Consider the following 21,482-nt stretch of genomic DNA (forward strand, 5'->3'; position numbering starts at 1 on the left):
AGGAAGCGCCTCTCGGTTGCTTCCCTTTGTAATACAATTATAAAGTTTTAATTAAAACTTAGGGCCACCACCCATCATGCCTGGTGGCATCATGTTTTTCATGTTGCGCATCATTTTCATCATGCCGCCTTTGCCCTTCATCTTCTTCATCATCTTTTGCATCTGGGTAAATTGCTTAAGCAGTTTATTGACGTCTTGTACCTGAGTACCAGAACCGGCTGCAATACGCTTTTTACGAGACCCTTTGATTAAGTCAGGACGAGCACGCTCTTTCGGTGTCATTGAGTTGATGATTGCTTCCATTTGATTGAAAGTTTTGTCACCCACCTGATCTTTCACTGCATCTGGTAGGTTAGACATACCAGGTAGCTTATCAAGCATCCCCATCATGCCACCCATGTTTTTCATTTGACGCAGTTGTTCTGCAAAATCTTCTAGCGTGAAGCCGTCACCTTTAAAGACCTTTTCAGCAACTTTTGCTGCTTTGTCTTTATCGACTTTCATTTCAACTTCTTCGATTAATGAAAGTACGTCACCCATGCCTAAAATACGCGAAGCAACACGATCTGGGTGGAAAGGTTCTAGTGCATCAGTGCGCTCACCAACACCGATAAATTTAATAGGCTTACCCGTGATATGACGAATTGATAATGCAGCACCACCACGCGCATCACCATCGGTCTTAGTCAGAATAACACCAGTTAGTGGTAACGCTTCGTCAAACGCTTTTGCAGTATTCGCAGCATCTTGACCCGTCATAGAGTCAACAACGAATAAGGTTTCAACTGGGTTAATTGCTGCATGAAGATCTTTGATCTCGTCCATCATGTCGCTATCTACGTGCAAACGACCTGCAGTATCGACAATTACAACATCAATAAATTTCTTCTTCGCATGGCTTATCGCATTGGTGGCGATATCAACTGGCTTCTGTGAAATATCACTTGGGAAGAATTCAACATCAACTTCGTTAGCAAGCGTTTCAAGCTGTTTAATCGCCGCTGGACGATAAACGTCAGCACTCACCACAAGTACTGATTTCTTTTTACGCTCTTTTAAGAACTTAGACAGTTTACCAACACTGGTGGTTTTACCCGCACCTTGTAAACCCGCCATCATTAATACCGCTGGCGGCTGCGCAGCTAGGTTAAGTTCCTCATTGGCTTCACCCATGGCTTTTTCAAGTTCTTCACGTACTATTTTGATGAAGACTTGACCCGGGCTTAAGCTCTTCGTTACTTCAACACCAACCGCACGTTCCTTTACTTGTTTAACAAACTCACGAACAACCGGTAATGCAACATCAGCCTCAAGCAGTGCCATACGCACTTCACGGAGGGTTTCTTTAATATTGTCTTCGGTAAGTCGGCCGCGGCCACTGATGTTTTTTAACGTTTTACCTAAGCGTTCTTGGAGATTTTCAAACATGTATTAGGTTCCAATAAATCGTAATTGTGCGCATTATACTGATATGCAGGCGAGTAATACAGTATTCAAGTAAAGACAAAGTTTCTTTTTATAACCTCTTTGCAAGAACGGTGGCATAAAATACAATAGCCTTTAACAAGGATACTAACATCTGGACTACATTTAACATGTTGATCATTAGCCTGTCTTTACTTGCCAGCCTTTTATATGTTCTAGCAACAGGGCATGTACTGTCACGCCTATTTCATAAAGAAGGGCCGAGCCAAAAGCTAACGGTTCTACTCAGTACAGGCGCTATATTGGCGCATATGTTAGTGTTAGTAAATTCAGTTTTTACCCATAATGGGCAAGACTTAAGCACTGTTAATGTCGCTATGTTAACTTGCTGGGTAATTGTCGTGAGCGTCACGACTGTTTCATTGAAGTTCCCTGCTACTCTGTTACTCCCTGTAGTTTATGGCTTTGCTGCTATTTTATTAATAGCCAGCTTATTTATCCCCCATCATATTATTATGCAAAGTATTAATGTGGATTTAGGGCTCGTTGTACATATTTCACTGTCACTGCTCGCTTATTGTATTTTAATTATCGCCACACTTTATGCAGTGCAATTCTTCTATATAGATAAACGTCTTAAAGAGAAAGACCTAGCCATTATGAACAGCCACCTACCACCTCTTATGTTGGTTGAAAGACAACTTTACCAACTGCTTACTGTAGGCACAGGTATCTTTACATTGGCACTCATGTCTGGATTTATCTTTCTAGAGGGTATGTTTGCTAAAGAAGTCATCCATAAAACCGTTCTGTCTATTATCGCTTGGTTAGTTTTTGCAATTGTAACGATGGGTCATCATCGCTTTGGTTGGCGTGGAAAGCCTGTGGTTTTTGCTATTATAGGCGCCTCAGGACTGGTGACTTTGGCCTACTTTGGTAGCAGATTCATACAAGAAGTGATTCTAGTAAAGTTTTAACTTGACTCAGTACTTTCAGTAACGCTTAATACCTATTCAATATTAGAAAAGGGATCCTCTTTTGGACGACATATCAACCGGTACGCTCTTTGCGATTTTGGGCTTACTTATTTTGCTTTCAGCTTATTTCTCAAGCTCAGAGACAGGCATGATGTCGATAAACAAATATCGACTAAGACACTTAGAAAAAGAAAATCATAAAGGTGCTAAACGTGTAAGTAGCTTGCTACAACGTCCTGATAGATTAATTGGCCTTATCTTAATAGGTAATAACCTTGTCAACATCGCTGCATCTTCTGTGGCAACCATAATTGGTATTCGTTTATTTGGTGACGTGGTTGGTCTAGCCGTTGCGACATTTGGCCTTACTTTTATTATCCTTATCTTTGCTGAAGTAACACCTAAAACACTTGCAGCACTTCACCCTGAGAAAATCGCTTTCCCAAGCTCTCTGATCTTAAAAGGACTGCTAAAAGTACTATTCCCACTCGTTATTGCAATTAACTGGATCACCAATGGCATTCTTAAGCTGTTTGGTATTTCAAACCAAGACATTGAAGAACATAGCTTAAGTAAAGAAGAGCTAAAAACAGTGGTAAATGAGTCCAGTGCATTACTCCCTAGTAATCACCAAAACATGTTGACGTCTATTCTCGATTTAGATCATGTTACGGTTGAAGATATCATGATCCCACGAAACGAAATTAATGCCATTGACATTAATGACGATTGGAAAGACATCGCCAAACATTTAACCAATGCACAACACACTCGCGTATTACTGTACCGAGACCAGATTGACGATGCAGTCGGCTTTATTCACTCACGTGATGCACTTCGACTGCTAACCAAAGAGCAGTTCGATAAACCGTCCCTTTTACGTGCAGTGCGTGAAATTTACTATATTCCTGAAGGCACCTCATTAAATACTCAGCTTTTAAAATTCCAACAAAGCAAAGAACGTATTGGTTTGGTTGTGGATGAATACGGTGACATTCAAGGCTTAGTCACACTTGAAGACATTCTTGAAGATGTTGTGGGTGATTTCACAACAACACAAACTCGTGCAGCGAGTGAAGAAGTTGACGTACAGTCTGACGGCTCTGTGTTGGTTGATGGCACGGCTAACATTCGTGAAGTTAACAAAGAAATGAACTGGGAATTACCAACAGAAGGCCCTAAAACTTTAAGTGGCTTAATTGTTGAATATTTAGAAGATATTCCGCAAACCTCGTTGGGTATGCGTATCGCAGGATACCCAATAGAGATCATTGAAATAAAAGAAAATATGATAAAGCAGGTTAAGGTGTTTCCTCAAAAAAGAGATACCAGCAAGTAACAACAGCCATAATCGAAAAGCCGAGTTTCTGTAAATTCGGCTTTTACTTTTATTGAATTTGAGTTCAATCCCAAAGAAGGTTTTTTTGTGATACCAGAAAATCTATTTATCTATAAGAATGTACTCTTATCCTGTTAACTTTAGTATTCTCAAACTTGTGTTTACAAGCACAGAGTGAACGTCTCTGAATAGCGCTCTCAACAGTTGCCACCTTAGTCCTGAGCAGTTTATAAGACAGTGATTATTATGTTCATTCTCTAATTTCATCATCATGAAGGCTGTCGATAAACCATCATTAACCATACCGAACGATAAAATGACAGGAATCATTTTATAAATAAATACATAAGCTTATTATCTTCCCCTGTAAAATAAAGCTTGAATTAAAGCGTTTTTTTATTCTATTTTTTATTGTTCATTAGGGTAAAGCGTGCCATTTTTATGAATTTCTGCCAGCCAATCATCAAACATACTATTCGCCTCTATTACCTCTTCCTCTGAGAGTTGAGAGTACTGTCGTTGCTCAAACCAAGCATAACGGTTATACAGTTCATTATTATTTGTGATCTCCATTATTAAACGATCAAGTGTGTACGATTTTACTAAGCTTAAGTTGTTATCGCCAATTTGCTGTGAACGATATAAATCCGATAATTTAATTAACGCCTTTTCACTACCATGCTTTGATGCTTGTTCTAAATAGCTGACTTTTTGTTGATTGAATTTATCTCGTAACTGGATAAATTCATCCCTCGGCAGATCCTCCAACCCCTGTGAATGCATGTAAAACTTAGCGGTTAGACCTGTAAACATTTGTTGTGCAGCGACAGAGCCCTGCTTTGCTGCATCTTCAAGATAAAAGTAAAACTGCCGACGTTGGTCTTGATTAATCGCCTCACAGTAATCGAACTGCGCGAGTGTATTATCAATCGCTTCACTGGCGTCAGAGTAACTTGCCTGAGTTTCTAGCTTCGCTTGCAATGCAAAATCGTCAATCGGTGCAAAAAAACAATACCTTAAATTTTTAGCAAGAATGTATTTTGCATCAATATCACCTTGATCAGCCATATTTTTTAAACGGCTAAAATGCGCTTTTAATTGTCCTGTCTGTTTCCAACGAACAGGTATAACGGTTTCTAACTGACCACTGCTTACATGTAAATCATTTATCGCATGGTTTGAAACATCTTGCTGCGGCAACTTATCAGCTATGATTGACTTAGTGGCCTTAGCGTTGATTGATTCAGGTTCTGAAGTGACTTTCAACGCAGAGCTAGATACTGACGGTTGGATCAAAAGGCGACTGTAGTAACCCACAGTAAGAAATATGAATATTAAAATAAGAGATAACCAAGAGCGCATGATGATCTAAGCCATTTTTGATAACTAGAATGTATTTCTTTCATGTACAGGTACAACCAAACCATACAAACCACTCCTTGAAAAAACCATCATCCGTGAGTTACCGAACACAAAAACCAAACATCTCAGGCATATAGCCCATCTAAAATAGTAAACCAATCGATGATAATGACTGTACTAAAATAACAGTATTGAGCTAATGACTTAGTAGAATTCGAAAATACATAAACAAAAAAAACCCGTTCCGCTTTCAATTCGAGAAAACAATACACAGGCTAATACCCAAACAATACTCGTTACTTATCTTGTAAAAATGGGTCAGCTTTGATTAAAAGTACTTTACTAAAAGTGCTAGTTAACACACTCTAAATTTATCATGAAAACAAACGCTCAAACCAAGACTTATCTAATTCAGCTTCACATCTTTTTAATTGCGCACCATAGCGACCAGCACGATGCTTCACTTTATTTGCTACGGCCATCAACCACTTTTTCTTTCTATAAGTACCACGCTTATACCCACCCCACCCTTCGTGATAATTTAGGTATTGGGCATAGGCATCCCATTTAGAAATACCATTCACTTTATGTGTTTTGTAAACAAACCAAGCCATGAAATCAATGGCATCCTCGAAGTCATCTCTGTCAGCGCCTGAATTACCTGTTTCTCGAATATAATCTTGCCATGTGGGCGTTTTAGCTTGTGAATAACCATATGCAGAGCTTGCTCGGCCAGTTGGAATAAATCCTAAAAAGTATTCCATTGGTGGCGCTGCATCATGTCGAAACGAGCTCTCTTGATACATCATTGCCATGAGAACATGCTTAGGTGAGCCCCATTTATCTTGGGCATCACGCGCATCGTAATACCAATCTTCTTTTTCTTCGAAGATCTTACAAATATTGTCTGGTTGTTTCGGAGGCGCAGTAGCACAACCGCTCAAAACAGCAGCAAAAGATAAGGTGAGAAAACTTTTTTTTATTTTTTTCATTTTTTAGTGAACTTATCTAGATCGCACAAGTCTTAGTTTATGAATGCAGTGGTTTAGCATTGTTTCATCCCTGATTTAATATTTGCGCAGCTAATTAAGCTGCGCTTTTTTTTGCCTAAGCATTGGCAAAATAATCATCTAAAAAGGCCACAAAAGTTAAATTATCCTCAGACACTTTTTGCTGCTGTGCTTCGTGAGAAGCGACTGCATCTGCATCGAGACTGGTGTTTGAGTAGGTTACAAATGTCTGAGACTGATGCGCTAACTTATACTCATTCGCCAACTCGATTGCATAGCTACCGCCATCTTGTTGGTTTTGTTTAAGCTGATATAAGAACTGACCTGATAGTGTCTTATTCGGATCAGAAATGCATTTACGCCATAATTTGATTGCACTCAGGTACACGTTTGAGCCATTTGCTTTGTCCATATACTGAGCCACATGCACTAACTCTGCAAAAATCTCGTCTGCCCATGTTTTCAAAGAAACAGGTGAACCATCACGTTGTAGCTCAAGGTCCGGCTTACGACCGAAGTTCACCACGGCTTGTAAATTAGCTTCAGTTAATCTTTGATCTTCACAGCTTAATGCTGGCGCGTCTTTTAGCAGACAATAAGTTAAAAACACATCCAAGAAGTGAATTTGCTCTAGGCTGATCCCCGTCTGAGAAAAAGGATTAACATCTAAAGCGCGGATCTCGACATATTCAATACCAGCCCTTGCTAAAGCTTGAGTCGGAGTCTCACCGCTCTGTGCATTACGCTTTGGTCTGATAGGCGAGTAAAACTCATTTTCGATTTGCAGAATGTTTTTATTCAACTGCTGCGGCGTTTCAGCTTTATAATCAGCTAAATCACCATACAAATCAGAGTGACAACCAATTGCTTCGCGTAAGCCTGCAATGTATTCATCTAGATTATTATAGGTCACTTTTAAAGACGATTGAGCACTGTTGGTATACCCTAAGTCGCCTAGTCGTAATGCCGTACCGTGCTCTAAGTAAAGCGTGCCTTTACCCAAAGTTTCAAACGGAAGATCACTTTTATTACCCTGCAAGAATGATTTACACAGCGCTGGAGAAGCGCCAAACAAATAGCTGATTAACCAAAGCTCACGCTTAAAGTTTCGAATAAGGCCTAAATATTTCTCAGAAATAAAGGCTTGTTTCTCAGCAGTGCTTTGTTCAATCTTTTGTAGGCTATCCCACAAAGTATCTGGGAATGAAATATTAAAATGAACACCGGCGATAGCCTGCATCATACTGCCATAACGGTTTTTTAGACCTTCGCGATACAGAGTTTTCATTTTACCAATGTTTGATTCGCCAAAATACGCTAGGGCAATATCATCTTGGTTTTCAATGAAGCAAGGCATACTCATAGGCCACAATAGCTCGTCGCCCATTTTACTCAGGGTGTATTTCTGTAAGTCTTGCAGTTGCGCTAGCGTCTCTTTTGGATCTTCACTGACAGGGGTAATGAACTCGAGTAATGATTCTGAAAAGTCAGTGGTGATATGCGAGTTCGTTAACGGATGCCCAGCGTTTTGTGGATGAAGCGTTTTAGCGATAGAGCCATTTGGGTTGATCCTTAATGCTTCTCGCTCAATACCACGCTTGATGCCCTTAATGGCTTGCTGGTGTTCTTCTGCAGAGAGTGCTTCTAAGCGAGTCTTTAATTCTGGTGTATTCAAAAAATTATCCTCAAGCCAATAGGCAATGTTCAATCAATGGGGGCACATCCCCAATACTCAAGCAATATTTATTAACTAAGACTAATAATTATCTTGCCTGCATGCTGCCCCGCTTCCATGTATTCATGCGCTTGCTGGATATCTTGCAATGCAAAAGTCGAATCGACATGGATAAATAAATCGCCACCACGATACGCAGTCATCAATTCATTTAGATCAGCTTTATTCTTTTCTACCACAATACCAGAAACCGTAATGTCACTTTGTTTTGCAGCCGCAACGATCTGCTGGGCACTGATGGTTGGTACAGTCACCACTTCACTTCCTGAGTTTAAATTCGCGACCATTCTCTCACCGATTTCACCACCGACTAAATCGAGTATTTGTGCTTGACGCTTTTGTGAAAAGAATGTCTCATAATCAACAACCTTTACAGCTAACTTTTGTAACAGTTCATGTGAAGGACGATTACTTACTGCAATCACGTCTTTACCCTGTAATTGGGCTAGTTGGATTGCTAAATGACCTACTCCGCCTGTTGGGGCATTTATGTAAAGAGTTGACTGTGAGCTTGAAAACTTTCTCAGGGCCTGTATTGCGGTTAAACCTGCTAAACATAGACCTGCGACTTCTGGTTTTTGTTGCACATCAAATGCAATTAATTCGTCTGCTTCAGCAGTGACATAATCAGCGTAACAGCCGGGCTGTTTGGCAAATCCCACCATGCCTGCGACATATTGCCCCACTTGTAGGTCAGAGACTTGAGCGCCACACTGCTCTACAACACCGTATACGTCATAGCCTAAAGGTAGAAAATCATCAGCTTTTTTTGCTTGAGCAACAAAGCCTAAACCTGCACGCGTTTTCAAATCGATAGCGTTCATTGCATTGCTATGTACTTTAATAAGCACTTGAGTGTCATTTAGCTCAGGTAGAACACATGTTTTTGCCTGAATTTTATCCGCAGCGCCGAACTCATCTACTCCATATTTTATTGCTTGCACAGGCATACTATGTTCCTACTATTACACAAAGCATTATAGCCTTATAATCTAACACAGTTTTATGCTGAACCCTATGGAGAAAATCATGCGTCGTGGCCAGTCAATCATCAATGAAGAAGTAACCTTTGATGACTCGCAACAACTTGTCTCGACTACCGATTGACGCGGTGTCACTACATATGCAAATGTAGCATTTTGTGCCGTTTCCGGTTTTAGTGCCGAAGAGCTTGTAGGGAAAAACCACAACATTGTTCGCCATCCTGATATGCCGAAAGCGGCGTTTAAAGAGCTTTGGGATAAATTTAGAACAAGGTCACTCTTGGCGTGGGGTATTAAAAAACCGCTGTAAAGACGGCCGCTGCTACTGGGTAGATGCATTTGTCACACCTATTTTTGAGCATGGCCAGCTGGTTGGTTATCAATCGGTGAGAGTTAAGCCTTCAGAGCAGCTTAAGAAAAGAGCACAATCTCTTTATGATGCAATAAATCAAGGTAAAAAGGTTTGGCACTGGCGTGAGCAAATTGCGCTGAGGCAAACCCTTTCGACAATCATCGCTTTACTACTGACGCTTGTTTGTTTCGTATTTTCAGGTTGGCAACTCGGTATTGCGTCTATTGTCACCATGCTGGCCATTTTGTTCATTAACTATGATGAACTGCTTGTGGTGCCTGCCAAGCTCAAATTACAGCAACAGCAATTCGATTCGGTCTCTCGCTATGTCTACTGCGAAGCGACGCCCTTTTCTAACGCTGAATTTAATTTGGGTATGCTACAAGCCAAGCTTCGAACTGTTTTAGGCCGTATGCAAGATTCAGCATTTACTTTCAAAAATATCGCAACCGGACTTGATGAAAAGTCTTCTAACACTGAAAAGGGAATTGAAGCGCAAAGTGAGCGCTTACGATCAATGGCTGCAGCAATGTCACAAATGAGCCAAACCATTGGTGAAATTTCAAACAGCATCGCCGATACCGCCAACAAAGTCGATAGTACGCAACACCATTGTTTAGAAATTAAAAATACCATGCTCGAAAACGTTGATATGGTCAGCTCGCTTGCCACGCAAGTAGATGAAGCTGCGCAAACAGCAAATTCCCTGGCTCAGGAAACCGATAAGATTGGCCAAGTCATGACTGAAATCAAAGGTATTGCAGAGCAAACTAACTTATTGGCACTAAATGCAGCGATTGAGGCTGCTCGAGCGGGCGAACATGGCCGAGGGTTTGCAGTGGTTGCCGATGAAGTTCGAGCTCTGTCGTCTCGTACACAAAGTGCCACCAGCCATATTTACGCATCAATCAAAGAAATACAAGATACTTTGTATAAATGGTCAGAAGTGATGCAGAACACCAAAGACAGAGCTTCTAACTGCGCCGATGCAAGCCAAACCAGCCAACAAGCCTTAGAAGTGATTTTTGATCAAATAAGCGAGATTGCCAATGCTGCACAAAGTATTTCAAGGGCTGCAGAAGAACAGCAAATGGTGAGTGTGGAGATTAACGACAATATCACCACAATCACCCATCACGGCAGTGAGAATTTAACCCTGAGTTATAAAGTCGCGGAAGATGCGGCTAAGTTGGTAGAAAGTGCAAACAAAATATCTGGTTTGTTACTGACGTTTAAAGTTTAAAAATTAAGATAAGAAAACGCGATATAAAATCGCTGCAACCGTTATCTCTATTCGGTAGAACCTAGTTTATATCGGGCTCTTAAAACAAAAAATAGCAGCTATATCAGCTGCCATTTTTGTGCTTACAACATACTTACAATTAATATAGTAAGCTGTATAACTTTCTACGATATGCACCTGCCAGCGCATCACCATCTGGTAGACTCGCAATCAAATCTAGGTAATCTTTTTTCGCAGTACCAAAATTTAAGTCTTTTCTTAGCACAGATAATAATAGCTCAAGCGCTTGCTCTTTTTTACCAGCTTCAGCCAGTAGCGTAGCGAGTTGTGCTTTTAAATCTTTGTTTTCAGGGTCCGCATCTAATTGCTTGGTCAGAGCAATGATCTCTGGAGATTCCTGTGCACTTTGTGCCGCATTCAACTTAGCTTGCAGGTTTTGATAATATGGGTCGCGTTCAGATTCGACAACACTATCAAGTAACGCCTGACCATCTTCAAACTTTTGAATTTGAATGCAGATATCAGCCAGTACCAGTTTCACACGGGTATTTTCTGGGTCAATCGCATAGGCTTGCTTGGCATAGTTAAACGCCGCATTTTGATCGTCATTTGCTAGCGCTTGTTTTGCTTGCTCAAGTAATAAAACTTCAGGGCTTGGTAAGTGTTCAGCCAATGCCTCTTTAATTTCAGCATCGCTTTTAGGACCTGGTAATACGCCAACTGGCGCGCCATTTTTTAATAACACTATCGTTGGTAACGCTTGAAGGCCTACTTGCTGTGCTAATTGAGATGCCAACGCTTGTTGTGTATCACAATCTACTGTTGCAATGAGTAAGTGCTCTTTGTAACTTTGTGCTAGCGCAGATAAAATATTCGCTTGTTCAATACACTCAGGCTGCTGCACACTGAAGAACGTCATTAGAACCAGTTTATCGGCACTTTGCTCAGCCAGAACCTGCTGGATATTTTCAGGTGTTAATTGAATTTGGTTGTCCATAATTCACTTCTTAAATCTATGTATTATTCACTATATTGCGACTCTTATCGCTTTTTCAAGCCTTGCTTTTCGCCCGAGGAGATTTAGCACCGCTCTTACCTTTACCCGCACTGCGCTTACCCTTTTTAAAACGCTTAAAACTGGCTTTACCCTTACCTGTTAATCCTTGAAAAGTCGCAGTTTGTGTGTCTTGTAATAAGCGATTTAAATGCACTTCAACTGAGCCCATAAACTGATTATACGATTGAGACTTTTGATAGATCTGCTCAAGAGATTGCTCCCAAACAGCGGTCATATCAGGGCGCCCGACACTTTCTGGCAACGCTTTTATCACGCTTTGCCCAATTTCGGTAGAGTGAATGGCTTTGCCTTTACGTTGTAAATATTGTCTTTTAAAGAGTAGCTCAATGATCCCTGCACGCGTCGCTTCTGTGCCGATGCCATCGGTCTCTTTCAATATTTTTTTAATTTCAGGATCGGTCACATATCGGGCTATTCCCGTCATGGCAGTGAGTAATGTTGCATCGGTGAAGTGCTTTGGCGGCGACGTATGCTTTTCGATAACCTGTACATCAACACACTGCACTTGCTCACCTTTTTTCAGTATTGGCAATTGAGTAAGCTCAGCCCCTCCTTTTTCTTGCTTGTTGAATAAGACTTCCCAACCCTTATCAATCAGACATTTAAATTTAGAGGTAAATAACCCACCTTGAATAAGTGTATGAATCTCTCGCTCTGCGTAGATACTTGGCTCAAAAAATTGTGCCAAGTATTGCCTTGCAATCAAGTAGTAAACGTTTTGCTCATTTTGGTTCAGCGCGCCGCTCGACTTTTTTGAGGTCGGAATAATCGCATGGTGCGCTCCGACTTTGCTATCGTTCCAAGCTGATGATTTTATCTCTAAATTCGCTTTGTCTGTAAAAGCACTTAGTTTATCGCTAATGGCATCAATAGCGCCCACTACTGAGCTGCGCTCTTTGTAATGATCTTTTGGTAAGTAACGGCAATCTGATCTGGGATAAGTGATCAGCTTATGTCTTTCATACAAACTCTGACAGGTATCAAGTACCAACTGGGCGTTCATGCCAAATACTTTTGCTGCTTCTATTTGTAGTGTCGATAAACTATGCGGCAAGGGGCGCGATTTTTTACTTTGGGTGCTTTTATCTTTGCTCACTTCACCCGGTTGGTTTTTAACTCTGCTCGCCACATTTTCGGCTAAGCCTTTGACCAGCACGCGACCTTCTTCATCCATATAAGGCTGACAGGCTTCGCTTGGTTGCCATTTACCTATGTAGCTCGCACCTGCTTGGGTGTTTAACTGCGCTTCGACTTCATAAAACGGCTTTGAAACAAAATTAGCAATTTCCCAATCACGGTATACAACCAAGCCCAATACCGGCGTCTGCACTCGACCAATAGATAACACGCCTTGATAACCCGCTTGCTGCCCTTTGATGGTACTCATGCGTGTCATATTAATACCATAAAGCCAATCGGCACGAGCGCGAGACAGCGCTGAAACCGACAGCGATAAAAAGTCGAGGTTAGGTTTGAGGTTATTGATGGCCTGCTTGACTGCTGAGGGGTTTAAATCGCTTATCAAACAACGAAGAGTTTGCTCTTTTTGCGTTTTAGTGGCACCACAAAAGTTAATCATTTCGTCTATTAAAAGCTGCCCTTCTCTATCTGGATCGCCCGCGTTGACAATGGTTTTAGCCGATTTAATTAACTTTTTAACGGTATTAAATTGCTTTTTGGTTTTACTTTTTGCTACTAGCTGCCATTGCTCAGGTACGATTGGTAAATCGGCAATCGACCATTTTTTAAATTTAGGGTCGTATGCTTCAGGCTCTGCTTGTTCTAATAAATGGCCAATACACCAAGTAACAATATCGCCGTTCGCCGCTTCAATAAAGCCATCGTTATTTTTATGAGGTTTAGGTAACGCATTGGCAATGGCTCTGCCTAATGACGGTTTTTCAGCGATATAGAGTTTCATTGTTAGATTTATATACTGTATAAATTAACAGTTATGATAGAGCAATGACGTGCTAAGTGCCAGAGTTTAAGTTTCAGCCATAAAAAAAGCGCCCATAAAAGGCGCTTTGGTTAAATGATATGTTGAAGTCTTATAGAGCGTTGAAAACGTCGTCTGTTTTCGCTGCACACACAAAATCGTTCTTATGCAGACCTTTGATAGAGTGGCTCCACCAAGTGATTGTCACTTTGCCCCACTCTGTTAGAAGACCTGGGTGGTGACCTTCCTCTTCAGCCATGTCGCCCACTTTGTTAGTGAACTCTAATGCCTGCTTGAAGTTTTTGAACTTGAATACACGCTCAAGTTGCATGATGCCATCACGCACTTCAGGAACCCAATCAGGGATCTGCTTAATTAATACCGCTAACTCTTCATCTGACACTTTAGGCGCATCCGCACGACACGCTTCACATTTTTGTGCACTTAAATCAGACATTACAAAATCCTTAACTTGCTAATTTTTCTTTAGGGGGAAACTTTGGCTCAAATAAGCCTAATTCTTTTGCTTCTTGTACTAACGCCATGATATCCATTTGTGAGATATCAAATAAATCATTAATTGAGTTAATTGTGTAGTACAGAGGCTGCATAATATCAATGCGATATGGCGTACGTAATACGTCTAGCACTTCTAATTTGTTGATTTCTGGCGTGCCTGAGTATACATATTGTGTTTCACCTGGGCTTGAAAGCACACCACCGCCATAAACACGTAAACCGTCTTCGGTTTGCATTAAACCAAACTCAACCGTGAACCAATACAGGCGTGCTAGATATACACGATCTTTTTTCTCAGCGGCATAGCCTAGCTGACCATATTTATGCGTAAACTCTGCAAATGCAGGGTTCGTCAGCATGGCACAGTGACCAAAAATCTCATGGAAAATATCTGGCTCTTGCAGATAATCAAACTCTTCACGAGAGCGAATAAAGGTTGCTACCGGGAACTTTTTGTTCGCCAATAATCTGAAGAATTCATCAAAATCAATCAGTGCAGGTACAGGCTCAACTTGCCAACCTGTTTCACGACCTAATGCTTCGTTTAACTCATGAAGCTGAGGAATACGGTCGTGCGGTAAATTTATTTTCTCAAGGCCTTCCATGTACTCGTTACATGCTTTGCCTTCAATGCACTTTAATTGACGTGCAACCAACTCAGACCATATTTTATTTTCTTCTTCGGTCCAAGCGATGATGCCATTTGCATCAGGTTGCTTTGATACATATTTACTTGCTTTAGCCATAATAACCTTCGCTGTTAGTTCGCTCTTGCCCCAGCTTGAGCGCTTCAACTTGTTGACTTGATACTAGGGAAAAGTAAGCAAAAGATTAATAGATGAGATGTTTCAAGCAATCCTTAAAACTCGATTTTTTGGAGTCATTTGTTTACAACAGTGTAAACAAATCAAAACACAGCTATTTAAAAAGGGACTTAAAAGCCCCTTTAGTAAACTTTAGGTTACGTTAAATTTGCTTAAATGCCAGTTCCAAGTCAGCAATGATGTCGTTAACATCTTCTAAACCAACAGAAATTCGGATCAAACCATCAGAAATGCCTGCAGCTTCTCGCTCTTCTTTGGTATACGGCGAGTGTGTCATCGATGCAGGATGCTGAATGAGTGTTTCTGGATCGCCTAAGCTCACCGCTAACGTACAAAGTTCAGTCGCGTTAATAAAACGCTCACCTTGCTCTAGGGTGCCATCGATCTCAAAGGCAATAACGCCACCAGCCCCTTTCATTTGCTCACCCAAGAATTTATAACCTGGGTGAGAAGGTAAACCAGGATAATACACTTCACTGACTTTAGGGTGTGCATCTAAGAACTCAGCGACTTTTTGTGCACTTTGACAGTGCCTTTCAACACGCACAGCCAGTGTTTTTAAACCACGATTGATCAGCCACGCATCATGTGGACTGATGGTCGCACCAATGTCTTTTAATACCGTAAGCTTTATCAGTTCAATGTGTTCTTGCGAACCACATACTGCACCTGCGACGACATCACCATGGCCATTAAGGTATTTAGTTGCACTGTGGATCACGATATCTATGCCAAAATGTTTTGGCTTTTGCAGTAGCGGTGTCATAAAGGTGTTATCCACCACGCTGATCAAATCATGCTTTTTAGCAAACTGACCCAGCATCGCTAAATCAATCACCGTCATATTTGGGTTGATCGGTGTTTCAGCAAACACCATTTTAGTATTTGGTTTAACAGCTGCATAAAGCTCTGCTTCGTTGGTCATATCTACAAATGACACTTCAATGCCCCACTTAGGCAGCATGTGAGAAAACAGCGCAAAACTACAACCATATAATGCGCTAGATGCAATTAAATGATCGCCTTGCTCTAAAAAGCTCAATACAGAAGCAGATACCGCCCCCATGCCTGTTGCAGTTGCTGCAGCATCTTCCATCTCTTCAAGCTGGGCGAGTTTTTGTTCAAGCTCACGGGTAGTTGGGTTGCCAAGGCGCGTATAAATGTAACCCGCTTCTTCACCTGCAAAGCGCGCCGCACCTTGAGCCGCATCTTTAAATTGAAAGGTAGATGTTTGGTATAGTGGCGCGGTTAACGCGCCATGTGGGTCGTCAAAATGAACTGGGCTATGGATGCAATTAGTGTTGTCGTGATACTTCGTCATTTTATTGCCTATGAATTTATTATTAGTCTGTTGATGAACTAATAAATAATCCAGCAAGTAAAATTCCACAAGCAAGCCAGATGTTAAGACGGCTAGACGAGCAAAACCCTCTAAAAATCGTACAGTTAAGTTGTCAGTTTAATCATTTTTAGACGTTTTGGTACGCTCTAATAAAGCAGATAAAATACCTTGTGCTGATTGCCCTAACAAGGATTGCTTTTGCTCTAACTTAGGTAGCGGTCGACATAACTCCATGGTTTTGTAGCCTAAGCGCGCTGTAAACACGCCTGCACTGAGGCCTTGTGCAGCTCGCGCTGACAACTTACCCAGCAACTCAGCACCCAAGCTGGTCGCCGCTAAGTCAGATACCAATTCGGACGCACCAGCAAACAACATCTGTTTAACCAATTGCTTGTACAACATAATGCGACTGCGATACGCCAGTTTGATACCGTAGTGTTGGCTTATCTTTTCAATCAAGCTAATACCACGCCACAGTACCGAAAGCATATCAAGTAATGCCATCGGACTGAGAGACACCAAAAGCGCTGACGTTTTTGCATGTTGGTTAATGATTGCTTTTGCCTGCTCATCTTTACTGACCAGTAAGGTTGTTTGATATAACTGTAAAACTTCTTTGTCAGTATGGTGCGGTTTTAGGCAGGCTTTAAATTCTTTTACTTCTGCATCGGTATGTTGCTTTAGTAAGGGTTGTATCCAGGTTTCTGCTTCACCAATTTGTGTGCTACTCATTAACCGAAGCGCATCATTTTGGCGCAGGTTTTGCTGTTTTAGCGCTTTTAATGAAACCGCTTCCTTGAATAAGAATTTGCTCAGCACTAATAAAGCAGTCGTCAGCACAAAGCCATAAAGCCCTGCTAGCAATATAGACTCTTGCATTGCCTCAATAATGGTATAACCCGTTTCAACAGCGATTAATAACAATAAGCTAATGACGAAAATGCCTTTGAAATTGAAGCGACTGGTTTTAGGTTTAAATACGGGTTCTAACTCTTGTTCAAACTCACTGCTTTCATCAATAACGTCTAGCTCTTCGACTATTTCAAAGCGCTTGCCTGTTTCTAACTCTTTTTGGGTTTCGCCGACATCACCGACATTAATTCGTCTACCCGGTTTTAATTGAGCTGATTGATTGTCTGTCATTGCAATTTATCTCCAATTAAAAACTGTAGAGCATGATCTAAACGGGTATGAGTTAACTCGCCTTTGGCGCTTGGTAATGGCGCAAATGAAATAAACTCGAAGCCATGAGCTGGCCACTGAATTTGAGTAATAAAGTGGTTTGGCGGTTCTGGCGGCAAATAAGTAAGCCATTCATCTTCATTGAGTGGCTTGCCATAGATGCAGTCTAAGGCTTTGTCGCCTTCTTTTATACGCTTCGCCAAAGTGCTTTGCACTGCTGACATCGCCATTGTTTCAATCTGCACGCCATTAAAACGCATATCATTGGCTTGCTCGCCTACCAAGTCATGCAATAACTGCGCTATGGCCACTTGCTGAGTGCCATTCACATGGTCGCACTTATTGGCAGTAAAAAGCACTTTATCAATTTTTGGTGAGAACAAACGCTTAATTAGATTAGAGCGGCCGTAATTAAAGGATTGCAACACCGCTTGCAGTGTATGTTTTTGCTCAAGCAAAGACTGCGGGCCATCATTTAAAGCACTCATAACATCAACGAGTACCAACTGACGGTCAAATTCACAAAAGTAGTTTTTATAGAAAGGTGTGATAACTTGCTTTTTATACGCCTCAAAGCGGCTGGCTAAATGACTATATTGACTATTTTCGTTGTCGTTACTCTCACGGCACGGAAAGAACAATAAGATGGGGGCGTCTTCTAAATCGCCAGGGATCAATTGTCTGCCTGGTTGCAGATAAGCGAGCTGCGTCTGTGCTTTTAACTGCTTTAACGTTTGAGTATAACAATTAGATAGTTGCTTAAGCACTTGCTCATCAATATTTTCTTTACTATTGAATTGTTCGAGCTCAGTTAGAAATGGCCGCGTATATTCGCTGTACTCTGGCTTTTCAAACAAGCTGAGCATTGATTCACTCCAACTTGCATAATCTTGCTCAAGCATAGGCAAATCAATTAACCACTCTCCCGGATAATCAATCAATTCTAAATAAAGGGTACTTTGCGGTGAGACATGTTGCTTTAAGCCATGCTTGGTTTCGTATCGAATAGCAATCGTTAAGGTATTGATGCGTTTTGTAGATTCAGGCCAGCAGGGCTCAGAATTCAATAAACAATTAATGGCACTAGGGTAATCAAAAGTAGGAATGTCTAACGCGGACTGCGGCACTTGTTTGGCTGCAATCAGGCGATCATCCTTCACGACATCAAAAAAAGGTAAATTCTGTTTGTTGGTTTGTGTGGTTAAATGTTTTACGAGCGCTGTTATAAATGCCGTCTTACCACTACCACTTAAACCGGTAACGGCCAGCTTTACATGCTGATCTAAGCTACGATGGAGGGTCTTTTGGGCTTTTTGTTTGAGTTTATCAAGGTTCGCGTGGCTGAATAAATTCGGACTCATTATAACAGTGTCACTCCCTGTTAGGAAAGCGTGCGGCCTACACTAAAATTTAGCCGCACTCGCTTGAAGATGATGGATATACCAACTTTATTGATTAAATGTCCATTCTAACGAACTAGATAGTTCCTTAACTTTTTATCTGCTGCTATGAGCGAACAAAGCTTCAATGCAATTGGTATTACAGCTTATTGATTTCACGTGACACAGTAAACTCACTTGATGTCACATAAGTTTCCATATTTTGAATACGACCGTCTAAACGGGTTAAGCGATCTTTTAAGTCGAATAACGCCTGACGAGGTGGCTCACCTTTTTGCCATACTTTAAATTTCACTGAAATTGGATCAATCTCATCAAATTTGCCCGTATTTTGAGACATGCTCGGCTCTTTTTTATCGAGAATAAACCAACAGGCTATATACACGACAACGAATAAAGGCCCCCCAGATAACAATACAGCTGTGATAAACAGGATGCGAACCAGCCACAATTCCATGTTGAAGTAATCACTTAAACCTGCACATACGCCTGCTATTTTTCCACGTTTGGGGTCGCGATATAACTCTCTTTTCAATTTATTCATATCTTACGTCTCCACTGTGGTGACTCCTGATCTAACAATGCTTCAAGAGTCTCAACGCGTTCAGCCATTTTTTCAGCTTTATTAGCCAATTCTATCAATTGGCGGTGTTCGTGCTCACTCAGTCCTTGGCTAACTTGTTTCTTACTGCGATAGTGAAGAATCAGCCAAAGTGGGGCAACAATCACCATAAAAATCATAATTGGGGCAACTAGAATCTCTAAATCCATCATCAATACTCCTATAACTCAACCTGTTGTGTCAGTGCCCGCCTTAGCAGGCACTTAGTACCTATTATTCTTTGTTTGCTAGCTTTTTCTTTAAAGCCGCTAGTTCGTCATCAACTTGCTCATTTTTTTGTAAATCAGCAATTTCATCCGATAGTGACTTTTTACCTAAATCATAAGCCTCTACTTGTGATTCTAGTCCATCGATCTTGCTTTCGTAGCGCTCGAAACGATTAAGTGCATCTTCGACTTTTGAGCTGTCTAATGCCTTTTTCACTTCTAAACGAGACTCAGCTGAACGCTGACGCAACACAATGGCTTTTTGTCTCGCTTTAGCATCAGCTAACTTATCTTGAAGTGTTGCAACTTCTTGCTGTAATTTCTCAATATGAGACTCTACATGCTCAAGTTCTTTTTCAACACTTGCTGCCGCATCTGATGATTTTTGTCTTTCAAGTAGTGCTGCACGAGCTAGGTCTTCACGATCTTTAACCAGTGCCAGCTCAGCTTTCTCTTGCCATTGTTGCGCTTCTTGATTCAGTTGCTCAACACGACGTGCTAATTCTTTCTTCTCAGCCAGTGTTTTAGCTGAAGTAGAGCGAACCTCTACTAATGTGTCTTCCATTTCTTGAATGATGAGGCGAACCATTTTTTCTGGATCTTCTGCTTTATCAAGGATGGCATTGATATTTGAATTAACAATGTCTGCAAAACGTGAGAAAATTCCCATAATCTTTACCTCTTCGGTTACTCAATTAATTTAACTGAGTAAGTAGTATCAAATTGCTTGCCAACTTTCACAGCAAATAAAAACAATAAAAATCAGTACCTTATTAAATTTCAAAAACTGCTTTTTTTCAACCTTTTTTTAAAATACACTAATAGTTAGCAAAAATAACTAAGAGTTAGGCAATATGAGTCAGTTTCGCCAACAGGATAATTTACTTGGCCAATCAGACAGCTTTTTAGCTGTGCTAGACAAGGTTTCACAACTTGCTCCACTAGACAAACCCGTATTAATCATCGGTGAACGGGGGACAGGTAAAGAACTTATTGCAGCCCGCCTTCATTATCTATCTGAACGTTGGGATCAGAACTACGTTAAGTTAAACTGTGCGGCCCTTAATGAGAATTTACTTGAAAGTGAATTATTTGGTCATGAAAGCGGTGCCTTTACTGGCGCAAGTAAACGCCATGAAGGCCGATTCGAACGTGCAAATAGCGGGACATTATTTTTGGATGAGCTAGCAAACACCTCTGCCATGGTACAAGAAAAGCTTCTGCGTGTTATTGAATATGGTGAGTTTGAACGTGTCGGTGGTAAAAGTACTGTAAAAGTAGATACACGATTAGTGTGTGCAACTAATGAAGATTTACCCACTTTAGCTGATAATGGTGAATTTCGTCACGATTTACTCGACCGCCTCGCATTTGATGTCATCACGCTGCCACCTCTTCGTGCAAGAAGGGAGGACATCGTCTTACTGGCTGAGCAATTTGCCATAAACATGGCCCGAGATCTTGATTGGGCACTGTTCAGTGGCTTTACAAAAAAAGCCATGGACAAGCTATTAGATTACGATTGGCCAGGTAATATTCGTGAATTAAAAAATGTGGTTGAAAGAAGCTTATACCGACATGGTAGCGAGCAACTGCCTGTTCATGAAATTATATTCGACCCATTTGAAAGCCCATATCGTCCTGCTCAGCGTATTAAAGCACCTACAAATATTGAACGCGCCCCAGAAGTAATAACCCCAGCAGCGGCTGAAGCCTCAACTGATACAGTTATTGAGCAAACTAAACAAGCTGAGAATAATTTTTCATTCCCATGCGATTTGAAAACTCTATCAAACGACTATGAAATTGAACTACTCAAAAAAGCGTTAGAACATAGTCAATTTAACCAAAAGAAGACTGCACAAATGCTCAGTTTAACGTATCATCAATTGAGAGGTTATCTGAAAAAATACAATCTGTTAGATCAGAAACAAGAGGCTTAAA

At 41.0% G+C, this 21,482-nt stretch carries 18 protein-coding genes and 1 pseudogene; 4 read left to right on the forward strand and 15 right to left on the reverse strand.

Annotation, left to right across the window (positions count from 1 at the left end):
• Window positions 1–51: 51 nt before the first annotated feature.
• Window positions 52–1,428: a signal recognition particle protein gene (gene ffh, locus ACGHEH_RS03100; RefSeq protein ID WP_058030699.1), complete on the reverse strand. Its 1,377-nt coding sequence runs from the start codon at window positions 1,426–1,428 to the stop codon at window positions 52–54.
• Between the two features lie 167 nt (window positions 1,429–1,595).
• Here ffh and ACGHEH_RS03105 point away from each other — a divergent pair, with 167 nt between their 5' ends.
• Together ACGHEH_RS03105 and ACGHEH_RS03110 are read left to right on the forward strand one after the other, a co-directional pair.
• Entirely contained in the window at window positions 1,596–2,402 is an 807-nt protein-coding gene (locus ACGHEH_RS03105; protein ID WP_390441747.1) for an inner membrane protein YpjD, read from the forward strand.
• A 61-nt stretch (window positions 2,403–2,463) separates the two neighbouring features.
• Window positions 2,464–3,741, forward strand: a complete 1,278-nt coding sequence (locus ACGHEH_RS03110; RefSeq protein ID WP_390441749.1) for an HlyC/CorC family transporter — start codon at window positions 2,464–2,466, stop codon at window positions 3,739–3,741.
• A 408-nt stretch (window positions 3,742–4,149) separates the two neighbouring features.
• Here the strand turns inward: ACGHEH_RS03110 and ACGHEH_RS03115 are convergent, their stop codons facing one another.
• The 4 genes from ACGHEH_RS03115 to ACGHEH_RS03130 all read right to left on the reverse strand — a co-directional run bounded on the left by ACGHEH_RS03115 (window position 4,150) and on the right by ACGHEH_RS03130 (window position 8,798).
• Window positions 4,150–5,103, reverse strand: a complete 954-nt coding sequence (locus ACGHEH_RS03115; protein WP_390441751.1) for a hypothetical protein — start codon at window positions 5,101–5,103, stop codon at window positions 4,150–4,152.
• 374 nt (window positions 5,104–5,477) lie between these two features.
• Window positions 5,478–6,095 carry a transglycosylase SLT domain-containing protein gene (locus ACGHEH_RS03120; RefSeq protein WP_390441753.1) on the reverse strand — a complete coding sequence of 206 codons (618 nt, stop codon included), beginning with the start codon at window positions 6,093–6,095 and terminating at the stop codon, window positions 5,478–5,480.
• Window positions 6,096–6,210: 115 nt separating this feature from the next.
• Window positions 6,211–7,788, reverse strand: coding sequence for a glutamate--cysteine ligase (gshA, locus tag ACGHEH_RS03125; protein ID WP_390441755.1), 1,578 nt, complete (start codon window positions 7,786–7,788; stop codon window positions 6,211–6,213).
• Between the two features lie 71 nt (window positions 7,789–7,859).
• Window positions 7,860–8,798, reverse strand: a complete 939-nt coding sequence (locus ACGHEH_RS03130) for an NADP-dependent oxidoreductase (RefSeq protein ID WP_390441757.1) — start codon at window positions 8,796–8,798, stop codon at window positions 7,860–7,862.
• A 79-nt stretch (window positions 8,799–8,877) separates the two neighbouring features.
• Here ACGHEH_RS03130 and ACGHEH_RS03135 point away from each other — a divergent pair.
• Window positions 8,878–10,426 (forward strand): annotated as a pseudogene (locus ACGHEH_RS03135) (methyl-accepting chemotaxis protein).
• Window positions 10,427–10,565: 139 nt separating this feature from the next.
• Here ACGHEH_RS03135 and ACGHEH_RS03140 read toward each other — a convergent pair.
• From ACGHEH_RS03140 to pspA, 10 genes are all read right to left on the reverse strand, one after another.
• On the reverse strand, window positions 10,566–11,423 hold the full coding sequence (locus ACGHEH_RS03140; protein ID WP_390441759.1) for a tetratricopeptide repeat protein: 858 nt from the start codon (window positions 11,421–11,423) through the stop codon (window positions 10,566–10,568).
• Between the two features lie 55 nt (window positions 11,424–11,478).
• Window positions 11,479–13,425, reverse strand: a complete 1,947-nt coding sequence (locus ACGHEH_RS03145) for a DNA topoisomerase III (RefSeq protein ID WP_390441761.1) — start codon at window positions 13,423–13,425, stop codon at window positions 11,479–11,481.
• Window positions 13,426–13,555: 130 nt separating this feature from the next.
• Entirely contained in the window at window positions 13,556–13,900 is a 345-nt protein-coding gene (locus ACGHEH_RS03150) for a 4a-hydroxytetrahydrobiopterin dehydratase (protein ID WP_130255287.1), read from the reverse strand.
• A gap of 10 nt (window positions 13,901–13,910) precedes the next feature.
• Window positions 13,911–14,708, reverse strand: a complete 798-nt coding sequence (phhA, locus tag ACGHEH_RS03155; protein ID WP_130255288.1) for a phenylalanine 4-monooxygenase — start codon at window positions 14,706–14,708, stop codon at window positions 13,911–13,913.
• Window positions 14,709–14,928: 220 nt separating this feature from the next.
• Window positions 14,929–16,107, reverse strand: coding sequence for a methionine gamma-lyase (gene megL / locus ACGHEH_RS03160; RefSeq protein WP_130255289.1), 1,179 nt, complete (start codon window positions 16,105–16,107; stop codon window positions 14,929–14,931).
• Window positions 16,108–16,245: 138 nt separating this feature from the next.
• Entirely contained in the window at window positions 16,246–17,271 is a 1,026-nt protein-coding gene (locus tag ACGHEH_RS03165; protein WP_390441764.1) for a TIGR01620 family protein, read from the reverse strand.
• The gene (locus tag ACGHEH_RS03170) at window positions 17,268–18,671 is read right to left on the reverse strand and encodes a YcjX family protein (RefSeq protein ID WP_390441765.1); all 1,404 of its coding nucleotides are present in this window, start codon (window positions 18,669–18,671) and stop codon (window positions 17,268–17,270) included. Before ACGHEH_RS03170 ends, ACGHEH_RS03165 begins: the two co-directional genes overlap by 4 nt.
• Window positions 18,672–18,849: 178 nt before the next feature.
• Window positions 18,850–19,254, reverse strand: a complete 405-nt coding sequence (gene pspC, locus ACGHEH_RS03175) for an envelope stress response membrane protein PspC (RefSeq protein WP_390441767.1) — start codon at window positions 19,252–19,254, stop codon at window positions 18,850–18,852.
• Window positions 19,251–19,484 (reverse strand): envelope stress response membrane protein PspB, encoded by a 234-nt coding sequence (pspB, locus tag ACGHEH_RS03180; protein ID WP_390441769.1) that lies wholly within the window; start codon window positions 19,482–19,484, stop codon window positions 19,251–19,253. Before pspB ends, pspC begins: the two co-directional genes overlap by 4 nt.
• 61 nt (window positions 19,485–19,545) lie before the next feature.
• Window positions 19,546–20,208: a phage shock protein PspA gene (gene pspA / locus ACGHEH_RS03185; RefSeq protein WP_349285637.1), complete on the reverse strand. Its 663-nt coding sequence runs from the start codon at window positions 20,206–20,208 to the stop codon at window positions 19,546–19,548.
• Between the two features lie 184 nt (window positions 20,209–20,392).
• On the opposite strand from pspA, the gene pspF reads away from it, so the two are divergent.
• The gene (pspF, locus tag ACGHEH_RS03190; protein ID WP_390441771.1) at window positions 20,393–21,481 is read left to right on the forward strand and encodes a phage shock protein operon transcriptional activator; all 1,089 of its coding nucleotides are present in this window, start codon (window positions 20,393–20,395) and stop codon (window positions 21,479–21,481) included.
• The last annotated feature ends 1 nt before the right edge of the window (window position 21,482 follow it).

The sequence above is a fragment of the Pseudoalteromonas sp. MTN2-4 genome (genome assembly GCF_042848605.1).
Classification (GTDB): Bacteria; Pseudomonadota; Gammaproteobacteria; order Enterobacterales; family Alteromonadaceae; genus Pseudoalteromonas.